General features: G+C 67.1%; 13 protein-coding genes. 4 read left to right on the top strand and 9 right to left on the bottom strand.

The window, feature by feature from the left end:
- The first annotated feature begins 159 nt into the window (after positions 1-159).
- A complete protein-coding gene (locus IP69_RS07730) occupies positions 160-1,983 on the top strand; it encodes a M3 family oligoendopeptidase (RefSeq protein ID WP_054142286.1) in 1,824 nt (607 codons plus the stop codon).
- A 100-nt stretch (positions 1,984-2,083) separates the two neighbouring features.
- Here IP69_RS07730 and IP69_RS07725 read toward each other — a convergent pair whose 3' ends face one another.
- Positions 2,084-3,613 carry an outer membrane beta-barrel protein gene (locus IP69_RS07725; RefSeq protein ID WP_054142222.1) on the bottom strand — a complete coding sequence of 510 codons (1,530 nt, stop codon included), beginning with the start codon at positions 3,611-3,613 and terminating at the stop codon, positions 2,084-2,086.
- 156 nt (positions 3,614-3,769) lie between these two features.
- On the opposite strand from IP69_RS07725, the gene IP69_RS07720 reads away from it, so the two are divergent.
- Entirely contained in the window at positions 3,770-4,741 is a 972-nt protein-coding gene (locus tag IP69_RS07720; RefSeq protein WP_197279734.1) for a KpsF/GutQ family sugar-phosphate isomerase, read from the top strand.
- Positions 4,742-4,752: 11 nt separating this feature from the next.
- On the opposite strand, the gene IP69_RS07715 is transcribed toward IP69_RS07720, so the two are convergent.
- The 5 genes from IP69_RS07715 to IP69_RS07695 all read right to left on the bottom strand — a co-directional run bounded on the left by IP69_RS07715 (position 4,753) and on the right by IP69_RS07695 (position 9,555).
- The gene (locus IP69_RS07715; protein ID WP_054142221.1) at positions 4,753-5,112 is read right to left on the bottom strand and encodes a nitrile hydratase accessory protein; all 360 of its coding nucleotides are present in this window, start codon (positions 5,110-5,112) and stop codon (positions 4,753-4,755) included.
- A gap of 13 nt (positions 5,113-5,125) precedes the next feature.
- On the bottom strand, positions 5,126-5,785 hold the full coding sequence (nthB, locus tag IP69_RS07710; protein WP_054142220.1) for a nitrile hydratase subunit beta: 660 nt from the start codon (positions 5,783-5,785) through the stop codon (positions 5,126-5,128).
- Positions 5,782-6,417, bottom strand: a complete 636-nt coding sequence (nthA, locus tag IP69_RS07705) for a nitrile hydratase subunit alpha (protein ID WP_054142219.1) — start codon at positions 6,415-6,417, stop codon at positions 5,782-5,784. The genes nthB and nthA overlap by 4 nt, the downstream gene beginning before the upstream one ends.
- A 169-nt stretch (positions 6,418-6,586) precedes the next feature.
- A complete protein-coding gene (locus IP69_RS07700; RefSeq protein ID WP_054142218.1) occupies positions 6,587-7,783 on the bottom strand; it encodes an amidase in 1,197 nt (398 codons plus the stop codon).
- Between the two features lie 182 nt (positions 7,784-7,965).
- The gene (locus IP69_RS07695; RefSeq protein WP_054142284.1) at positions 7,966-9,555 is read right to left on the bottom strand and encodes a gamma-glutamyltransferase; all 1,590 of its coding nucleotides are present in this window, start codon (positions 9,553-9,555) and stop codon (positions 7,966-7,968) included.
- A gap of 136 nt (positions 9,556-9,691) precedes the next feature.
- Here IP69_RS07695 and IP69_RS07690 point away from each other — a divergent pair, with 136 nt between their 5' ends.
- Complete coding sequence (locus IP69_RS07690; protein ID WP_054142217.1) at positions 9,692-9,931, top strand: hypothetical protein; 240 nt, start codon at positions 9,692-9,694, stop codon at positions 9,929-9,931.
- Between the two features lie 3 nt (positions 9,932-9,934).
- Here IP69_RS07690 and IP69_RS07685 read toward each other — a convergent pair whose 3' ends face one another.
- The 3 genes from IP69_RS07685 to IP69_RS07675 form a co-directional block, all read right to left on the bottom strand.
- Positions 9,935-10,300, bottom strand: a complete 366-nt coding sequence (locus IP69_RS07685; RefSeq protein WP_054142216.1) for a DUF1850 domain-containing protein — start codon at positions 10,298-10,300, stop codon at positions 9,935-9,937.
- 13 nt (positions 10,301-10,313) lie between these two features.
- Entirely contained in the window at positions 10,314-12,617 is a 2,304-nt protein-coding gene (locus IP69_RS07680) for a TRAP transporter permease (protein ID WP_082359132.1), read from the bottom strand.
- A 76-nt stretch (positions 12,618-12,693) separates the two neighbouring features.
- A complete protein-coding gene (locus IP69_RS07675; RefSeq protein WP_054142215.1) occupies positions 12,694-13,662 on the bottom strand; it encodes a TAXI family TRAP transporter solute-binding subunit in 969 nt (322 codons plus the stop codon).
- 293 nt (positions 13,663-13,955) lie between these two features.
- On the opposite strand from IP69_RS07675, the gene IP69_RS07670 reads away from it, so the two are divergent.
- The gene (locus tag IP69_RS07670) at positions 13,956-15,536 is read left to right on the top strand and encodes a glucan biosynthesis protein D (RefSeq protein WP_248306751.1); all 1,581 of its coding nucleotides are present in this window, start codon (positions 13,956-13,958) and stop codon (positions 15,534-15,536) included.
- Positions 15,537-15,538 lie beyond the last annotated feature (2 nt).

Here is a 15,538-nt window from a genome sequence, read left to right as displayed (position 1 = left end):
CCAGAACGGTTAAGCGCTGCTTAAACGCGGTGCGCGCGGGCCTGCGGCGCCATCGGTCTCAAAGCGACATTGATCCGGTGATCCGCCTTGCGCATATGAGAGTCGAGTTCGGCCAGTCCGCGAGGTGATCCAGACATGACGATGGCGTTTGACGAGGCGATGCGCGCCAGCCCGGCCGAGACGAAGGCAGCCAGCACCGCCAAGGCGCTGGGGCCCCTGCCGGAATGGGATCTCAGCCATCTCTATTCGTCGATGGAATCGGACCTTCTGAAGGCCGATCTCGACCGGGCCATGAGCGATTCGCAGAGCTTCGCCGGGCTTTATCGCGGCAAGCTGGTGGCGCTGGCGGAGCATGAGGATGCCGGGAAGCTCCTCGCCGAGGCCGTCAAGGGGTTCGAGGCGCTCAGCGATCTGCTGGGCCGGATCGGCGCCTATGCGGGTCTGGTTTATGCCGGCGACACCACCGATCCGCAGCGCGCCAAGTTCTATGGCGACACGCAGGACAAGCTGAACGCGGCCGTGACCGAGCTGTTGTTCTTCGAGCTGGAGCTCAACCGCATCGAGCCGGCGCTGCTGGCGCGCCTTTCGGCAGAGGGGCCGTTGTCGCACTGGAAGCCCTGGCTCGAGGATCTCGCCAAGGACAAGCCGCATCAGCTCGAGGACCGGATCGAGGCGCTGTTCCACGAAAAGTCGATGACCGGGCATGCCGCCTGGAACCGGCTCTTCGACGAGACCATCGCCTCGCTGCGCTTCACGTTCGGCGACGAGGAGTTGACGCTCGAACTGACGCTCAACAAGCTGCAGGATGCCGATGGCGCGGTGCGCAAGGCCGCCGCCGAGGCGCTGAGCGAGGTGTTCCGCGCGCATTTGCGGACCTTCGCGCTGATCACCAACACCCTCGCCAAGGACAAGGAAATCTCCGACCGCTGGCGGAAGTTCGAGGATGTTGCGGATTCGCGCCATCTCGCCAACCGCGTCGAGCGCGAGGTCGTCGACGCCCTGGTGTCCGCCGTGCGCGAAGCCTATCCCCGGCTCTCGCACCGCTATTACAAGCTGAAGGCCAAGTGGTTCGGGCGCGAACAGCTCGATTTCTGGGACCGCAACGCGCCGCTGCCGAAGGTCGAGCAGCGCACCATTCCCTGGACGGAGGCACGCGACACGGTGCTCGACGCCTATGGGGCGTTCTCGCCGGAAATGGCCGGCATTGCGCGGCGCTTCTTCGACGAGAAATGGATCGACGCGCCGGCGCGGCCCGGCAAGGCGCCGGGCGCCTTCGCGCACCCGACCGTGCCCTCCGCGCATCCCTATGTGCTGGTCAATTACCAGGGCAAGCCGCGCGACGTGATGACGCTCGCCCATGAACTCGGCCATGGCGTGCATCAGGTCTTGGCGGCCCCCAATGGTGCGTTGATGGCACCAACGCCGCTGACGCTCGCCGAAACCGCGAGCGTCTTTGGCGAGATGCTGACCTTCCGGCGCCTGCTCGACGGCACCATGGATCAAAAGCAGCGCAAGGCGATGCTGGCGGCCAAGGTCGAGGACATGATCAACACGGTCGTGCGCCAGATCGCGTTTTATTCCTTCGAGCGGAAGGTCCATGAGGCGCGCAAATCAGGCGAACTGACCGCCGAGGCGCTGTGCGAACTGTGGATGAGCGTGCAGGCCGAGAGCCTCGGGCCCGCGATCCGGCTTGGCCCTGGCTACGAGCCGTTCTGGTGCTACATCCCGCACTTCATCCATTCGCCGTTTTACGTCTATGCCTATGCCTTCGGCGACTGCCTGGTGAACTCGCTCTACGGCGTCTACCAAAACGCGGCGGAGGGCTTCCAGGAGCGCTATTTCGCCCTGCTCTCGGCGGGTGGAACCAAGCACCATTCTGAGCTGCTGGCACCCTTTGGGCTCGACGCACGCGATCCCGCCTTCTGGCAGATCGGCCTGACGATGATCGAGGGGATGATCATTGAGCTGGAGGGGATGGAGTAGGGGAGGTTCGGCGTCATGGTCGGGCCTGACCCGACCATCTCTGAAATCAGTGCCACTGGTCTTGAGATTCTCGGGTCAAGCCCGAGAATGACGCGGGTGGTCAGAACTGCACCCTCAGCCCCACCTGCGCGACGTTCGCCGTGTAGTCCGAGCCCTGCGCCGTCGAGTTCAGCCGCTCCTGGGTGAAGCTCGCGCGCACCGCGAAGGTGCGGGTCAGCTTGTATTCGATGCGGGCGCCATAGCTTGAGAAATCCTCGCGCAGGCCCTGGCCGTCATACTCGGTGCGGCCAAAATTCGTGACACCCGTGACGATCAGGTTGCGGCGCAGAGCATGGGCGACCTCAAGCGAGACACGCCTTACCGTGGTGCCCGACGAGCCGGCGATGGTGGTGTCGCCGAGTTCCGAGGTGCCGCGCAGCGTCACCGTGGTCAGCGGCGTTGGCGACCACAGGATCGCGGCGTCGCCGATGAAGCCCTTCAGGTTGCGCAGCCGGCCATCTTCGTATTTGCGGTTCTGGTAGCCGACGGAGACCTCGCCGGTGAGCTGGCGGCTGATCTCGAAGGTCGAGCCGACGCGGCCGGTGGCGCCATCCGAGGAGCGCCGGTAGCCGCTGGAATCGATCGCCTGGTCGAATTCGCGGGTGTCGACCTCGCCCTGGACGAAGGGCTTGAAGCCGGGCGTCACCTCATAGGCCGCGCGCAGGCGCAGTCCATATTGCGTCTGGTTGCGGTCGCGCTGGCTGACGATGCCGCCATTGCTGAGCTTGCCGTCCTCATAATCGCTGCGGTCGACCGAGCCCCGCAGCGTCATCTGCAGGCGGTTGATGTCATGGGTGACGCCGGCCGAGGCGCCGTATTGATAGATCAGCGGCCGGCCGGTGACGGCGGCGGTCAGGTCCGGCGAGCCCGGACGCTGCGTGTCGAGCCGCGCGCGGGTCTCCAGCAGGATGCGGGTGTCGCGGGAGGCGTCGAGCCGCAGATCGAGATTGCCCTCGCCGTCGGGGCGCGAGGCGTCGCGGTCGCGGAAGTACTCGCTGTAGCCGCCGCGCAGGCGGCCCTTCAGCTCATGCACGTTCCAGTCAGACTGGATCTCGACCTCCGCGTCATGCCGGCTGAAAGGCGAGCCCTTGCGGGTCGATCCGGCCGTGCGCTGTGGATTGGTGTCGTAGCCCACGCCGTTCGTGATCGCGGGCTTCAGCACCACGCTGCCCAGCCGCAGGCCAAGCGGAGCGTAGGGGTCCTCCTCGGTCGCAGCGTTGCGACGGGGCGGCGGCGGCAGGGGAGTGGACGGCGGCAGACCTGTCACCGTCGGCTGTGGCGCGCGAAACTGGCGCTGTGTCACGCCGCGCACGCCGCTCGCCCGAACCGGGCGGCTGGCATTGGGCGGAGCGCTGCGCGAAATCGCCGAGGGCTGGTCCTGGATCAGCGCGGCGGGATCGCGCACGGAGTCGGGTGTCGCCGAAAAGCTGGAGGCGGATGGCTGGTCAGGGGCGGGCTGTTGGGCGACATAGGCCGGGACGGTGGGGCGCAGGGGCGCGCGGCGCGTCTGCTGGGCCGAGACGATGCTCGCCGCCAGCACGAGGCTGGCCGCGGCGGTGCCGGTCAGGAGCAGGGTGGCACGGCGGGACACGGGGCTTCGATCGCTCCAGGCATAAGCCTCGGCGCATCCGGGATGGCGCGCATGGTTAACGGAGTTAGAACGATCGCGGTTAACGGGGCGTCAATAAGCAGCGGGGCGAGGGCGAGAACTGGAACCCTTGGCTGTGCCTGTGCTAGAGCGCCCGCCATGACAGCCGATATCCGCGCCTCCGCGCTCCGCACCATCGCCACCGAGCGCGCCGGCCTCGACACGCTCCACGCCGCGCTCGGCAACGGGCTGGGCGAGCCCTTCAGCCAGGCCGTCGCGATGATCCGGGCCGCCGGGGGGCGCGTCGTCGTCTCCGGCATGGGTAAATCCGGCCATGTCGGGCGCAAGATCGCCGCGACCTTGGCCTCGACCGGCACGCCCGCACTGTTCGTCCACGCGGCCGAGGCCAGCCATGGCGATCTCGGCATGGTCCAGCCCAATGACGTCGTCATCGCCCTGTCCTGGTCGGGCGAGACGGCTGAGCTCGCGGCCATCGTCGCACATACGCGGCGCTTCCGCGTCGGGCTGATCGCGATCACCGCCAATGCCGACAGCGCGCTGGGCCGCGAAGCCGATATCACCCTGCTCCTGCCGAAGGCGGAAGAGGCCTGCCCGAACGGGCTGGCGCCGACGACCTCGACGACGATGCAGATGGCGCTGGGCGATGCGCTGGCCGTCGCGCTGCTCGAGGCGCGTGGCTTCTCGCGCCAGGATTTCTTCGTCTACCACCCCGGCGGCAAGCTCGGCGCGCAGTTGAAGACCGTCGCCAGCATCATGCATCGCGATGGCGCGCTGCCGATCGTCGGGCTCGATGCGGCGGTGCCCGATGTCGTCGCGATGATCTCGGCCAAGGGTTTTGGCTGCGCCATCGTGATCGACCCCGACGGGGCGCTCGCCGGCGTGGTCACCGATGGCGATCTGCGTCGCAAGCTGATGGGTGGCGGCTTGGCGCAGCGGGCGCGGGATGTGATGAGCGCCAATCCCCGCTGGATCGCGCCCGATGCCCTGGCGGGCGAAGCGCTCGAGATGGTCAACCGGCTGCGGATCACCGCGCTGATCGTCGCCGATGCCGATGAGCGGCCGGTGGGTCTCGTGCATGTGCACGATCTGCTGTCGCTGGGGGTGGCCTGAACAGCCTCCGCTCAGCCTCTAAGCGGATCGTTCTCGATCAGGATCGGCTGGCCATGCGGCGTCGCCTCGGCGGCGCGAGCCCAGGAGGCCGCCAGCGCATCGACACCGTCATGCGAGGCGACGCCTTTGGCGATGAGCAGGTGTTCCAGCGCCTCGCACCAGCGCTCGTAATAATCGGAGCCGTCGCGGCAGCCGCCATTCGCGACCGCCTCTCGGATCTCGGTGCCCAGCGCCTGCGCCCATTCATCGGCCGTGAACACGCCCCGCTCCTGCAACTGGACGACGAGCGCGAAGACCATCGCCTGCCAGGGTTCGGCGAAGACCGGCCCCTCAGCATCGCGCGGGATCGGCGTTCCGGCCGCCAATGTCATCGCGAGGTTGGGATCAGGCCGGTTCAAGATAGCTCTCCCAGGCCTCGATCGAGACGGATGATGTCGCGTCGGCGTTGCGGCCCCAGAGTTCGGGGCCGGTGAAGACGACGGTGTAGAGCCATTGCGCCGTCTCGGGCAGCCCCTGCGCGCCGGTGTCGGGAAAGACATGGCAGCCCGTGACGCGTTCGATCACGCCTGTCTTGCCGCGGGCATAGCGCGGCAGTCGGGTGTGGTGCTGCGGGTGCATCACGATGGTGCGGACCGCATCGCCGACGGCGAAGCGCGCGGGGGCGGCTGCCTCGCGCTCGTAGGGGAAGCCGCGTCGCAGAACGCTTGCGACCTCCTCGCCCTTGAGAACGCGCTTGGGCGTCTTCGCCGGACTGAGCGGTTGGCCCTGCGTGAGCTCCTCGGGCGTGACGAAGCCTTTCTCGACCAGCATCCGGTGCAGCCCGGCCAGCCAGATCTCGTAATAGGAGGAAGACAGGTACTCCGCCGGCGGCAGGCTCTCGCGGGCTGCGCGCATGCCGTCGATCGTCCAGGCGCCCATCGCCCCGGCCGCGACATTGATCGCGAGCACGCGCTTCTCCCATTCGGCGTGGAAGATCGGCTCGTTGGGTTCGGGCTGGACGGGCCCGAAGCCCATCTGCCCGCCGAGATCCTGCCCGCCATTCATGATGCAGTCCCCGTTTCGGCATCCTCCACGCACGGCAGCCCGGTACCGATCATCGCGTCGCGGTTGACGATTGTCGCGAGCTTGTCCTCCGACCAGCCCTCGGTGCCAGCAGGGCGCATCGGAATTACGAGGAAGCGCGTCTCGGCGGTGGAATCCCAGACGCGGATGCGCTGGCCGTCGGGCAGGGTGATGCCGAAATCGGCGAGCGTGCCGCGCGGGTCGATCACCGCCTTGGATCGATAGGGCGGGGATTTGTACCAGACCGGCGGCAGGCCGAGCAGCGGCCATGGATAGCAGGAGCAGAGCGTGCAGACGATCAGGTTGTGCTCTTCCGGGGTGTTGAAGCAGGCGACGGTATGCTCGCCGCCGCGCCCGCCAAAGCCGAGTTCGGCGACGGCGGCCGTGCCGTCCGCCTTCAGCCGCGCCGCGAAATCCGCATCGACCCAGGCGCGCGCCACGACGCGGGCGCCGTTGCGCGGGCCGATCTTTGTTTCATAGGTGTCGATGATCGCGTCGAGCGCGGCGGGGTCGACATAGCCCTTCGCCACCATCAGCGATTCCAGCGCCTTCACCCGCGCCTCGATCGGGGTGAAGTGGTTGTCGTGATCGTGGTCGTGGTGGTGGCCGCTCATCGGCTGTCCCCTTCAGACGTCTCACCCTCGCCGTCATTCCGGACAAGCCGCGAAGCGGTGCCGATCCGGAATCCATCATAAGGCGATATCGGTGCCCTAGGATGGATTCCGGGACGGCGCTTCGCTTGCCCGGAATGACAGCGAATCATGAGGGCTTAGGCAAGCCTCATCAAGCGATCCGGATACGGGCAGCCCGCTCGAACTTCGTGGCGAAGGCGATCAGCGACTTGTCCGAGCCCTTCGGCCCGAGCAGCGAAAGGCCGAGCGGGGCGCCCTCGCGTCGCGCGACCGGGATCGTCACCTGCGGAAAGCCCGAGAGCCCGCCGAGGCAGAGCAGGCGCAGCGCCCGGTTGCGGAAATCGTCGAGCTGGTCTTCCGGCGCGCTGACCAGCGGCGCGATATCGGGCACGGTCGGCAGGATCAGCACGCCGTCCTGGCCGAGCAGCTTGGCGAGCCTGGTGCGGAAGGCCTTGCGGACGGCCTCGCCCTTGGCATGGTCGGCGTCGGTGATCGCCTTCGAGAAGGCGAAACGCTCGGCCACGCCGGGGCCCAGCGGCAGACCGAAGCGCTCGATCATGGCGCCGTCGGCGGTCCAGGCCTCGCGGCCCTGGAGCCAGCGGAAGGCCCAGTAAAGGCCATCGAGATCGCGCACGGCCTTGACCGACTCCGGCTCGCCGAGTTCGGGCACGATCCGCTGCACGACATTGCGCAGGATCGTCTCGGCTTCCGGCACGGCCTGGGCGAACATGTCGTCGGCCAGCAAAAGCCGCGGCGCGACCGGCAGGGCGAGCTTGTCGGAGCCGAGCAAGACCTCGCCCACACGGGCGAAGACCTCGCCATCGCGCGCAAACCAGCCCGCCGTGTCGAAGGAGTCGGCCAGCGGCCAGACGCGCTTGAGCGAAAGCCTGCCATGGCTCGGCCGGATGCCGAACAGCCCGCAATAGCTCGCCGGCGCTCGCACGGAGCCCCCTGTGTCGGAGCCGAGCGCAATATCGACGAGCCGCCCCGCCACGGCCGCTGCCGAGCCTGAGGACGAGCCGCCGGTGATGCGGTCGGGCGCGGCCGGATTGATCGGCGAACCGAAATGCGCGTTCTTGCCGTTGAGCGAGAAGGCGAGTTCGTCCGTATGGGTCTTGCCGACGAAGCGCGCCCCGCCATCGAGCAGCGTCTTCACGATCGGTGCGGTCTTGGTCTTGATGCCGGACTGGGCGAGGACGATCGGCGAGCCAGCCCCCGTCGGATAACCCTTGATGTCGAACAGGTCTTTGACCGCGAGCGTCAGCCCGGCGAGCGGCCCGGCCGGCGCATGTTTCACGGGCACTTCCGGATAGGGAACGAAGCAGCGGAACGGGTCGTCGACGAGCATCTTGTTTAAATCCCCCTGGCACGATTTTTGGCGTGGACCCACGCCGTCATCCCGGGCAAGCCGCGAAAGCGGCGCAGCTCCGGGATCCATCATAGAGTTCTGTCGACGCCCTATGATGGATCCCGGGACGACCTGCGGTCGCCCGGGATGACGGGCGTGTTTCCGCGTGAAATCATTCCGCTTCAGCAGCCCCTGGCATCGCCGTCGGAGCGCGGATCATGCGTCGCTTCGACATGGCCCTTCTTGTGCTTCACCAGCATGCCGGCATGGCCGAACTGGTCGGAATAGGCTTCCGAATATTCCTCGACCGGATGGCCGGCGCCGGTCAACCGGGCGAGCAGCATCGGGTCGAAACGGCTTTCCAGCTTGAGCGAGAGCGAGCCGGCGCCCCAGGTCCGGCCAAACAGCCAGCGCGGCGCATCGACGGCTTGGGCCGGGCTCTGGCCGAAGCGATAGCGCGACAGGATCTGCGCCTGGAACTGGGGCTGACCGTCGCCGCCCATCGCGCCATAGGACATGATGCGGCCGTCGTCGAAACGGGCGAAGGCCGGGTTCAACGTGTGGAACGGTTTGCGGCCGGGCTGCAGGGGGTTGAGCGCCCTGGCGTCGAGCGAGAAGGAGACGCCACGGTTCTGCCAGTTGATGCCGGTGCGCGGTAGGATGCAGCCCGAGCCATATTCCCAGTAGATCGACTGGATGTAGGAGACGGCAAGGCCCGACCCGTCGATCGCGCCCATCCAGACGGTGTCGCCATCGCCGGTCTTGAACGGCCAGGCGGCGGCGCGCCTCTTGTCGATCGCCTCGGCCTCGCGGGCGAAAACGGCCTCGGTCAGGACGCTTGCCGGATCGACCTTGGCGAAGGCGGGGTCGGTGACGATTTTGTCCCGGATCGCGAAGGCGCGCTTGGTCGCCTCGACCAGGCCGTGATGGTGGTCGAAGCCCTCGGCGCGGGCGATGGCGAGCTTCTCGAAGATGCCGAGGATCATCAGGGCGGCGACGCCTTGCGTCGGTGGCGCGCAGTTGTAGACGGTGAGGCCGGGCAGCCTGATCGACAGCGGCGCGACGAGGCGGGCCCGGTAGCCTTCCATGTCCGCACGGGTGACCGGCGTGCCGATCCTCTCGAGGTCGGCGGCGATCTCGCGGCCGATATCGCCGCGGTAGAAATCCGACAGGCCGGCATCGGCCAACTGACGGAAGGTCGCGCCGAGCGCGTCGGGCTTGCGCCGCGCGCCGGCCTTGGGCTGCTCGCCGCCCGGCCAGAAGAATTCGCTGAAGCCGATCGCCTCCTTCACGGCATCGACCTGCTGCGGCCACGTCCGCAATTCCGACGGCGAGATCTCGTAGCCATCGGTGCAGTGGCGGATGGCATCGGCGAGCAGATCCTTCAGCGGCATGCGGCCGCCGAGCGCTGTCGAGAGCGACAGCGCCGCCTCCCAGCCACCGATCGCGCCCGCGACCGTCAGCGCCGAATCCGCCCCGCGCTGGGGAATGACGTCGTGACCCTTCTCACGGTAGCGCTCTATGGTGGCGAGCGCGCCGGCAGGGCCGCAGGCCTCGACCGCATGGACCTTGCCGCCGGGCTCATGGATCAGCCAGAAGCCGTCGCCGCCGATCGCGTTCATATGGGGGTAGACCACCGAGATGGTCGCAGCCATGGCGACCATGGCCTCGATGGCGTTGCCGCCCTCTGCGAGAATGGCGCGTCCGGCTTCGGAAGCGAGATGGTGGGGGGCGGCGCAGGCCGCCGAACCGAAGACAGGCGTATCGATCATCAGGGTCTTTTCAAGCTTGGCGGGAGAGACCATTTCAGCCGGACGGCGCGATTTTGTTGCATGCTGGAGCCGGCTTCGCTAGAGCTTGCCTCCGAAAAGTGGCTCCCGCTGCGTGCCACGACCAAGGACCGAAGACATGGCCGCAAGGCGCACCAACTGGCGCAACCTGATCATGGTGGTTTCGCTCGGCATCCTGATCGCGGTCGAATTGTTCGGCGTCGCCCTGGCTTCGGGCTGGGCGCTGGCCGGGCTGTTCGAGCTCGGACCCATCGTCGGCTATGTGCTGATGGCGCTGTTTGCCGGTTTCGCAGCCTATGGATTGCTCAATCTGATGCGCCGCGTGATCAAGGTCGAGCGGCTGACCGAGGGCGCCTGAGCCTCAAGGGCACGCCTTCAGAATCACCGGATCGGCTTCGGGCGGGAGATAGTCCCCCATCGGCCGGCAGGCGCCGGCCACACAGACCTGCCAATCGGCAGTGGCGCCCGAGCGACGCATCACGATCTCCCGCTGCGCCGGCAGCTGCGGCCTCCAGCGCCAGAAACCCTCGACGAGCCTGGCCTCCGGCGGCGCCTCCATGCCGGCTCCCGAGCCCTGGATGCGCGCCTCCATCATCATGAGCCCGTCGGGCGTATCCCGCCAGACCTCCGCCCAAAGTGTTTTCTGAACCGAATGGCGCCAGGCCAGCGTGATCTCGCCGGCGCCCAGCGACACGACAAGGGCGCCGGCCGCCAGGCACAGGCTCATGCTAGCGACGATCTCATGCTGACGCGCGCTCGGCAGATCGGGCGCGCCAGAGATGCAGGCCGATCAGCAATGCGGCCAGGCCGAAGCCGATTTCGTCGGTGATCGGCAGCGCCAGCACCAGCGAGGCTGCGGCCGCTGCAGCCAGCGCCCGCTCCCAGACGGCCATGTCGCGCTTGAGGAAGCCGATCGTGGCCGCGCCCCAGAGGCAGACGGCCAGGAGCGCCTTGCCGATGATATAGATCGCGCCGAGCACATAGGCGAAGCCGGTGACGCCCTGGACCGGCTGCAGCATCAAGGCGGGGTCGTAGACGGCCATGAAGGGGATAACGAAACCCGCCATGGCGATCTTGATGGCCTGGAACGAGATCTTGAAGCCGGATTCCTTGGCGATCGGTGCCGCCGCGAAGGCCGCCAGCGCCACGGGCGGCGTCAGATCGGCCATGATGCCGAAATAGAACACGAACATGTGGCTGACGATCAGCGGTACGCCTAGTTTCAGCAGGATCGGCGCGGCGATCGAGGAGGTGATGATGTAGTTGGGGATCGTCGGGATGCCCATGCCGAGGATCAGGCTGACGATCATGGTCAGCACCAGCGCCAGGAACAGCGACTGCTCGCCGACCGCCACGACGGCGTTGCCGAAGATCGTGCCGACGCCGGTCAGCGTCATGGTGCCGATGACGATGCCGACCACGGCGCAGGCGACGCCGACGGGGATGGCCTGGCGCGCACCGTCCGCCAATGCCTCGCGACAGGCGGCCACCGTCTCGGTTCCGCCGCGTGTCATCAGGCTGGCAAGGATGAGCAGGAGCACGATCCCCACCATGACCAGGATGCCGTACCAGAAGAAGAAGGCGCAGAGCAGCCCGAGCCCGACCCAGAACAGCACGCGCAGGGCGATCGGTCCGATGCCGAGGGCAATCGAGCCGCCCAGGATCAGCACCACCGTCAGCGCCAGGCCGACCGAGCCGGAGAACAGCGGCGTATAGCCGGAGAACAGCAGGTAGACGAGAACCGCCAGGGGCAGGATCAGATACCATTTTGTTGCCAGCGCCTTGCCGGCGCTGGGCAATTCATGGCGCGGCAGACCGACCAGCCCACGCTTGCCTGCTTCCAGATGCACGGCGAGGAAGGCGGCGGTGTAGTAGAGAATCGCCGGTACGATCGCCGCCTGGACGACATCGGCATAGGGCACGTCGATCGTCTCGGCCATGATGAAGGCGACCGCGCCCATCACCGGCGGCATGATCTGCCCGCCCATCGAGGCCGTGGCCTCGACGCCGCCGGCAAAGGCCGCCCGGTAGCCGAAGCGCTTCATCAGGGGAATTGTGAACTGGCCGGTCGAGACGACATTGGCAACGCCCGAGCCCGAGATCGTGCCCATCATCGCCGAGGAGAACACGGCGACCTTGGCCGGCCCGCCGCGTGCGCTGCCGAACAGGCCCATGGCGATGTCGGTGAAGAGCTGGATCATGCCCGCCTTCTCGAGGAAGGAGCCGAACAGGATGAACAGGAAGATGAAGGTGGCCGAGACGCCCGTCGGCGTGGCGTAGAGACCCTCGGTGCCGAAGGCCATGTGCTCGATCACCTGTTCGAGCGAATAGCCGCGATGGTTCAGCGGCGCGGGCAGCCATTGCCCGAACAGGCAATAGGCGAGGAAGAGGCCAGACACGATCGGCAGGGCCGGCCCCATGAAGCGCCAGCAGATGATGAAGATGACGGTGATCGCGCTGATGCCGACGACGAGATCGGCCGGCGTGACCTCGCCGGCGCGCGACACGAGTTCCTCGTAGAGAACCCAGTGATAGAGGCCGATGACGAAGCCGATGCCGGCGAGCGACCAGGCCAGGACGCGGGCCGTGGTCGTGTGGCTCTTGTGCTGGGCGAGCAGGCCGCCGGCGACCAGGCAGAGAAAACCGACATGCAGCGTCCGCAGGATCTGGTTGGGCAGCGAGCCGCCGAAACGCGCGAGCAGTTCGACCACGACGAAAATCGGGATCCAGGCGAGCACCATGCCGAGATAGGGCTGCGACCGCACGGCCTGAACGACGATCCAGACGAGCCAGACCGCCATCGTCGCGCGCAGGACATCGACCAGGGTGATGCCGATGAAGCGATGATCGAGCGGGACGTTGAAGGCGGTGGCGATCTGGAACAGCGAGAAGGCGACCGCAATCCAGAACAGCAGCCGGCCCGGCCAGCCGGGTCCGAAGCCCGGCGGCAGGCCATGCTCGGGATCGACCGGGACCGCAGGCGTCTGCGTGTGAATGCCGCCGATATCGGGCACCGCCAGTGGCTGCGTCTCGTCTTTGCTCATCGTCTCATCATCCACTCAGAGAAAAGGCGAGGCCGGTTGAACCGGCCTCGCCCGTGATTTTTGCCGCAGGATCGGCTCAGGAGCCGACCTTCAGGCCCTTTTCCTTGAAGTAGCGCGCCGCACCCGGATGCAGCGGGATCGGCATGCCTTCGAGCGCGCCCTCGAGCTTGATCGAGCGGGCAGCGGCATGCGCGGCGCCGAGATCGCCGAGGTTCTCGTAGATCGACTTGGTCATCTCGTAGACGGTCTCTTCCTTCATGCCCTCATGGGTCACGAGGTAGTTCATCACCGCCGCAGCGGGGACCGCTACCGTCTGGCCGGTATAGGTGTTGGCCGGGATGGTGGCCTGGACGAAAGGCGCGCCAGCCTTCTCGACCGCGGCGGCCGGCACCTCGACGACGACGATCTCGACCGAGGTGGCGAGATCGCGCAGCGAGGCGACGCCGAGGCCTGCCGATTGCAGCGTGGCGTCGAGCTGGCGGTTCTTCATCAGCTCGACCGATTCGGCGAAGGGCAGGTACTCGACCTTGCTGAGGTCCTTGTAGCTCATGCCGGCAGCCGCCAGCACGGCGCGGGCATTGAGCTCGGTGCCGGATTTCGGCGCGCCGACCGACAGCCGCTTGCCCTTGAGATCGGCGAGCGTCTTGATGCCGCTGTCCTTGGAGGCGACGATCTGGATGAAGTTGGGGTAGATCGCGGTGACGCCGCGCAGCTTCTTCAGCGGGGTCTTGAAGCCCGCTTCCTCGTCGCCCTTCCAGGCGGCGGCGAGCGAATCGCCGAGCGTGAAGGCGATCTCGCCCTTGGCCTGCTGCAGCAATTGCAGGTTCTCGACCGAGGCCTTGGTGGCCTGAACGGTCGGGCGGACATTCTTGATCTTGTCGCCATAGATCTTGGAGAGCGCGACGCCGAGCGGGTAGTAGACGCCCGAGGTGCCGCCAGTGAGTACGTTGATGAAGTCCTGTGCGCGGGCGCCGGCTGGTGCGAGCGCGATCAGGGCCGCAGTGGCGATGCCGGCGAGAGTCCGGCTGGATACAAGCTTTTTCATGTCACCTCCCAGTGATCAATGCCGGCGTCGAATGCCGGTCTCGCTCCCTTTGTAGATCAGGCAGGCATCAAAATGAAAGGCGCCGGACACCCGCCAAAAGGCGAGTGCCGTTTCGGCGTGACGCTTTCGCCATGATTGCCCGCCATCGAAGTGTCACGACCCGTCCTTGCCGGTTGCCCTTGCCGCTGGGACAGGCTAGCCCGATTTCAGCCCTGACGGTGCCGCCGTCGCCAGCCCAGCGAGCCTCGCCCGCCATGCATCCTCGTGCCAGACCGCCCCGTCCCGACCGCCGCATGCTGCTGGCCGGCGCCAGCGCGACAGCCGCTTTGGCCGCGCTCGGCTTTTCTCCGGAGGCGCTGGCGCAGCAGGGTCTGCGGCTCGGCGCGACCGAGGCTTTCAGCTTCGATGCGCTGAAGGCGAGAGCACGTGATCTCGCAGCCCAGCCTTATCAGGCGCCGCCGAGCCCGCGCCCCGACGTGCTCGAGCGGATCGACTATGACGGTCATGGCAAGATCCGGTTCAAGCCCGAAATGGCGCTGTGGGCGGACGGGCCCTCGCCCTGGCCAGTGACCTTCTTCCATCTCGGTCGCTATTTCCAGAAGCCGGTGCGGATGCATGTGCTCGATGGCGGGCAGGCACGCGAGATCGTCTATGACGAAAGTTATTTCGAGATGCCGGCGGATTCGCCGGCGCGCGAACTGCCCGCTGGCGCGGGCTTCTCCGGCTTCCGTTTTCAGGAGAGCCGCACGGGACATCCCGGCCGCAAGGGCGAGAAGCTAGACTGGCAGAAGAACGATTGGGTCGCGTTTCTCGGGGCTTCCTATTTCCGCGCCATCGGCGAACTCTATCAGTATGGCCTCTCGGCGCGCGGACTGGCGATCGACCCGGCCGTCGGCGGCAAGGCGGAAGAGTTTCCCGACTTCACCCATATCTGGCTGGAGACGCCTGCGCCCGGGGCCGAGCATGTCATGGTCTATGCGCTGCTCTCGGGGCCGAGCGTGGCGGGCGCCTATCGCTTCCGCATGCATCGCGGCAAGGGCGTGACGATGGAGATCGAGACCGAGATCCATCTGCGCCGGGATGTCGAACGGCTGGGCATCGCACCCTTGACCTCGATGTACTGGTATTCGGAGAAGGCCAAGGCGACCGCCGTCGACTGGCGGCCCGAGGTGCATGATTCCGATGGTCTGGCGCTCTGGACCGGCACGGGCGAGCGTGCCCTTCGGCCGCTCAACAACCCTTCGCGGACGATGGCGTCCTCCTTCGTTGACGAAAACCCGCGCGGATTCGGGCTGATGCAGCGCGATCGCGAGGTGGCGCATTATCTCGACGGCGTGTTCTACGAGCGCCGGCCGAGCCTCTGGGTCGAGACGCAAGGCAACTGGGGCAAGGGCGCCGTCCAGCTCATCGAGATCCCGACCGACGACGAGATCCACGACAACATCGTCGCGATGTGGGTGCCGGCCGGGCCGGCTAAGGCCGGCGCTTCCTATGCCTTCCGCTACAGGCTCCACTGGCTTGCCGACGAGCCCTTCCCGACCCCGCTCGGCCGCGTCGTCGCAACGCGGCTGGGCAATGGCGGCCAGCCCGGGACAGTCCGGCCAAAGGGCGTGCGCAAGTTCATGGTCGAGTTCAGAGGGGCGGCGCTGGAGAATATTCCCTTCGGCGTTAAGCCCGAAGTCGTGCTCTCGGCCTCGCGTGGGACGTTCTCCTACATCTTCGCCGAAGCCGTCCCCAACGACGTGCCAGGCCACTGGCGGGCGCAGTTCGACCTCACTGTGGAGGGCAGTGACCCCGTCGAGATGCGCTGCTTCTTGAAGGCGGGCGACACGGTGCTGACCGAAACCTGGCTGTATCAGTACCTGCCGTTCTGAGG

Origin of the sequence: Allobosea sp. AAP35 (assembly GCF_001295925.1) — a bacterium.
Taxonomy (GTDB): Bacteria; Pseudomonadota; Alphaproteobacteria; order Rhizobiales; family Beijerinckiaceae; genus Allobosea.
Note: the sequence above shows the minus strand (reverse complement) of the source record. Positions and strands in the feature narration are given on the sequence as shown.

Excerpts from the sequence above, each read along its gene's own strand:
- IP69_RS07680 (WP_082359132.1), bottom strand. The coding sequence starts at position 12,617 with ATGAGCAAAGACGAGACGCAGCCACTGGCGGTGCCCGATATCGGCGGC.
- IP69_RS07700 (WP_054142218.1), bottom strand. The coding sequence starts at position 7,783 with ATGCTCGTCGACGACCCGTTCCGCTGCTTCGTTCCCTATCCGGAAGTG.
- IP69_RS07730 (WP_054142286.1), top strand. The coding sequence starts at position 160 with ATGCGCGCCAGCCCGGCCGAGACGAAGGCAGCCAGCACCGCCAAGGCG.
- nthB (WP_054142220.1), bottom strand. The coding sequence starts at position 5,785 with ATGAATGGCGGGCAGGATCTCGGCGGGCAGATGGGCTTCGGGCCCGTC.
- IP69_RS07720 (WP_197279734.1), top strand. The coding sequence starts at position 3,770 with ATGACAGCCGATATCCGCGCCTCCGCGCTCCGCACCATCGCCACCGAG.
- IP69_RS07675 (WP_054142215.1), bottom strand. The coding sequence starts at position 13,662 with ATGAAAAAGCTTGTATCCAGCCGGACTCTCGCCGGCATCGCCACTGCG.
- IP69_RS07690 (WP_054142217.1), top strand. The coding sequence starts at position 9,692 with ATGGCCGCAAGGCGCACCAACTGGCGCAACCTGATCATGGTGGTTTCG.
- IP69_RS07685 (WP_054142216.1), bottom strand. The coding sequence starts at position 10,300 with ATGAGCCTGTGCCTGGCGGCCGGCGCCCTTGTCGTGTCGCTGGGCGCC.
- IP69_RS07695 (WP_054142284.1), bottom strand. The coding sequence starts at position 9,555 with ATGATCGATACGCCTGTCTTCGGTTCGGCGGCCTGCGCCGCCCCCCAC.
- IP69_RS07715 (WP_054142221.1), bottom strand. The coding sequence starts at position 5,112 with ATGACATTGGCGGCCGGAACGCCGATCCCGCGCGATGCTGAGGGGCCG.
- nthA (WP_054142219.1), bottom strand. The coding sequence starts at position 6,417 with ATGAGCGGCCACCACCACGACCACGATCACGACAACCACTTCACCCCG.
- IP69_RS07670 (WP_248306751.1), top strand. The coding sequence starts at position 13,956 with ATGCTGCTGGCCGGCGCCAGCGCGACAGCCGCTTTGGCCGCGCTCGGC.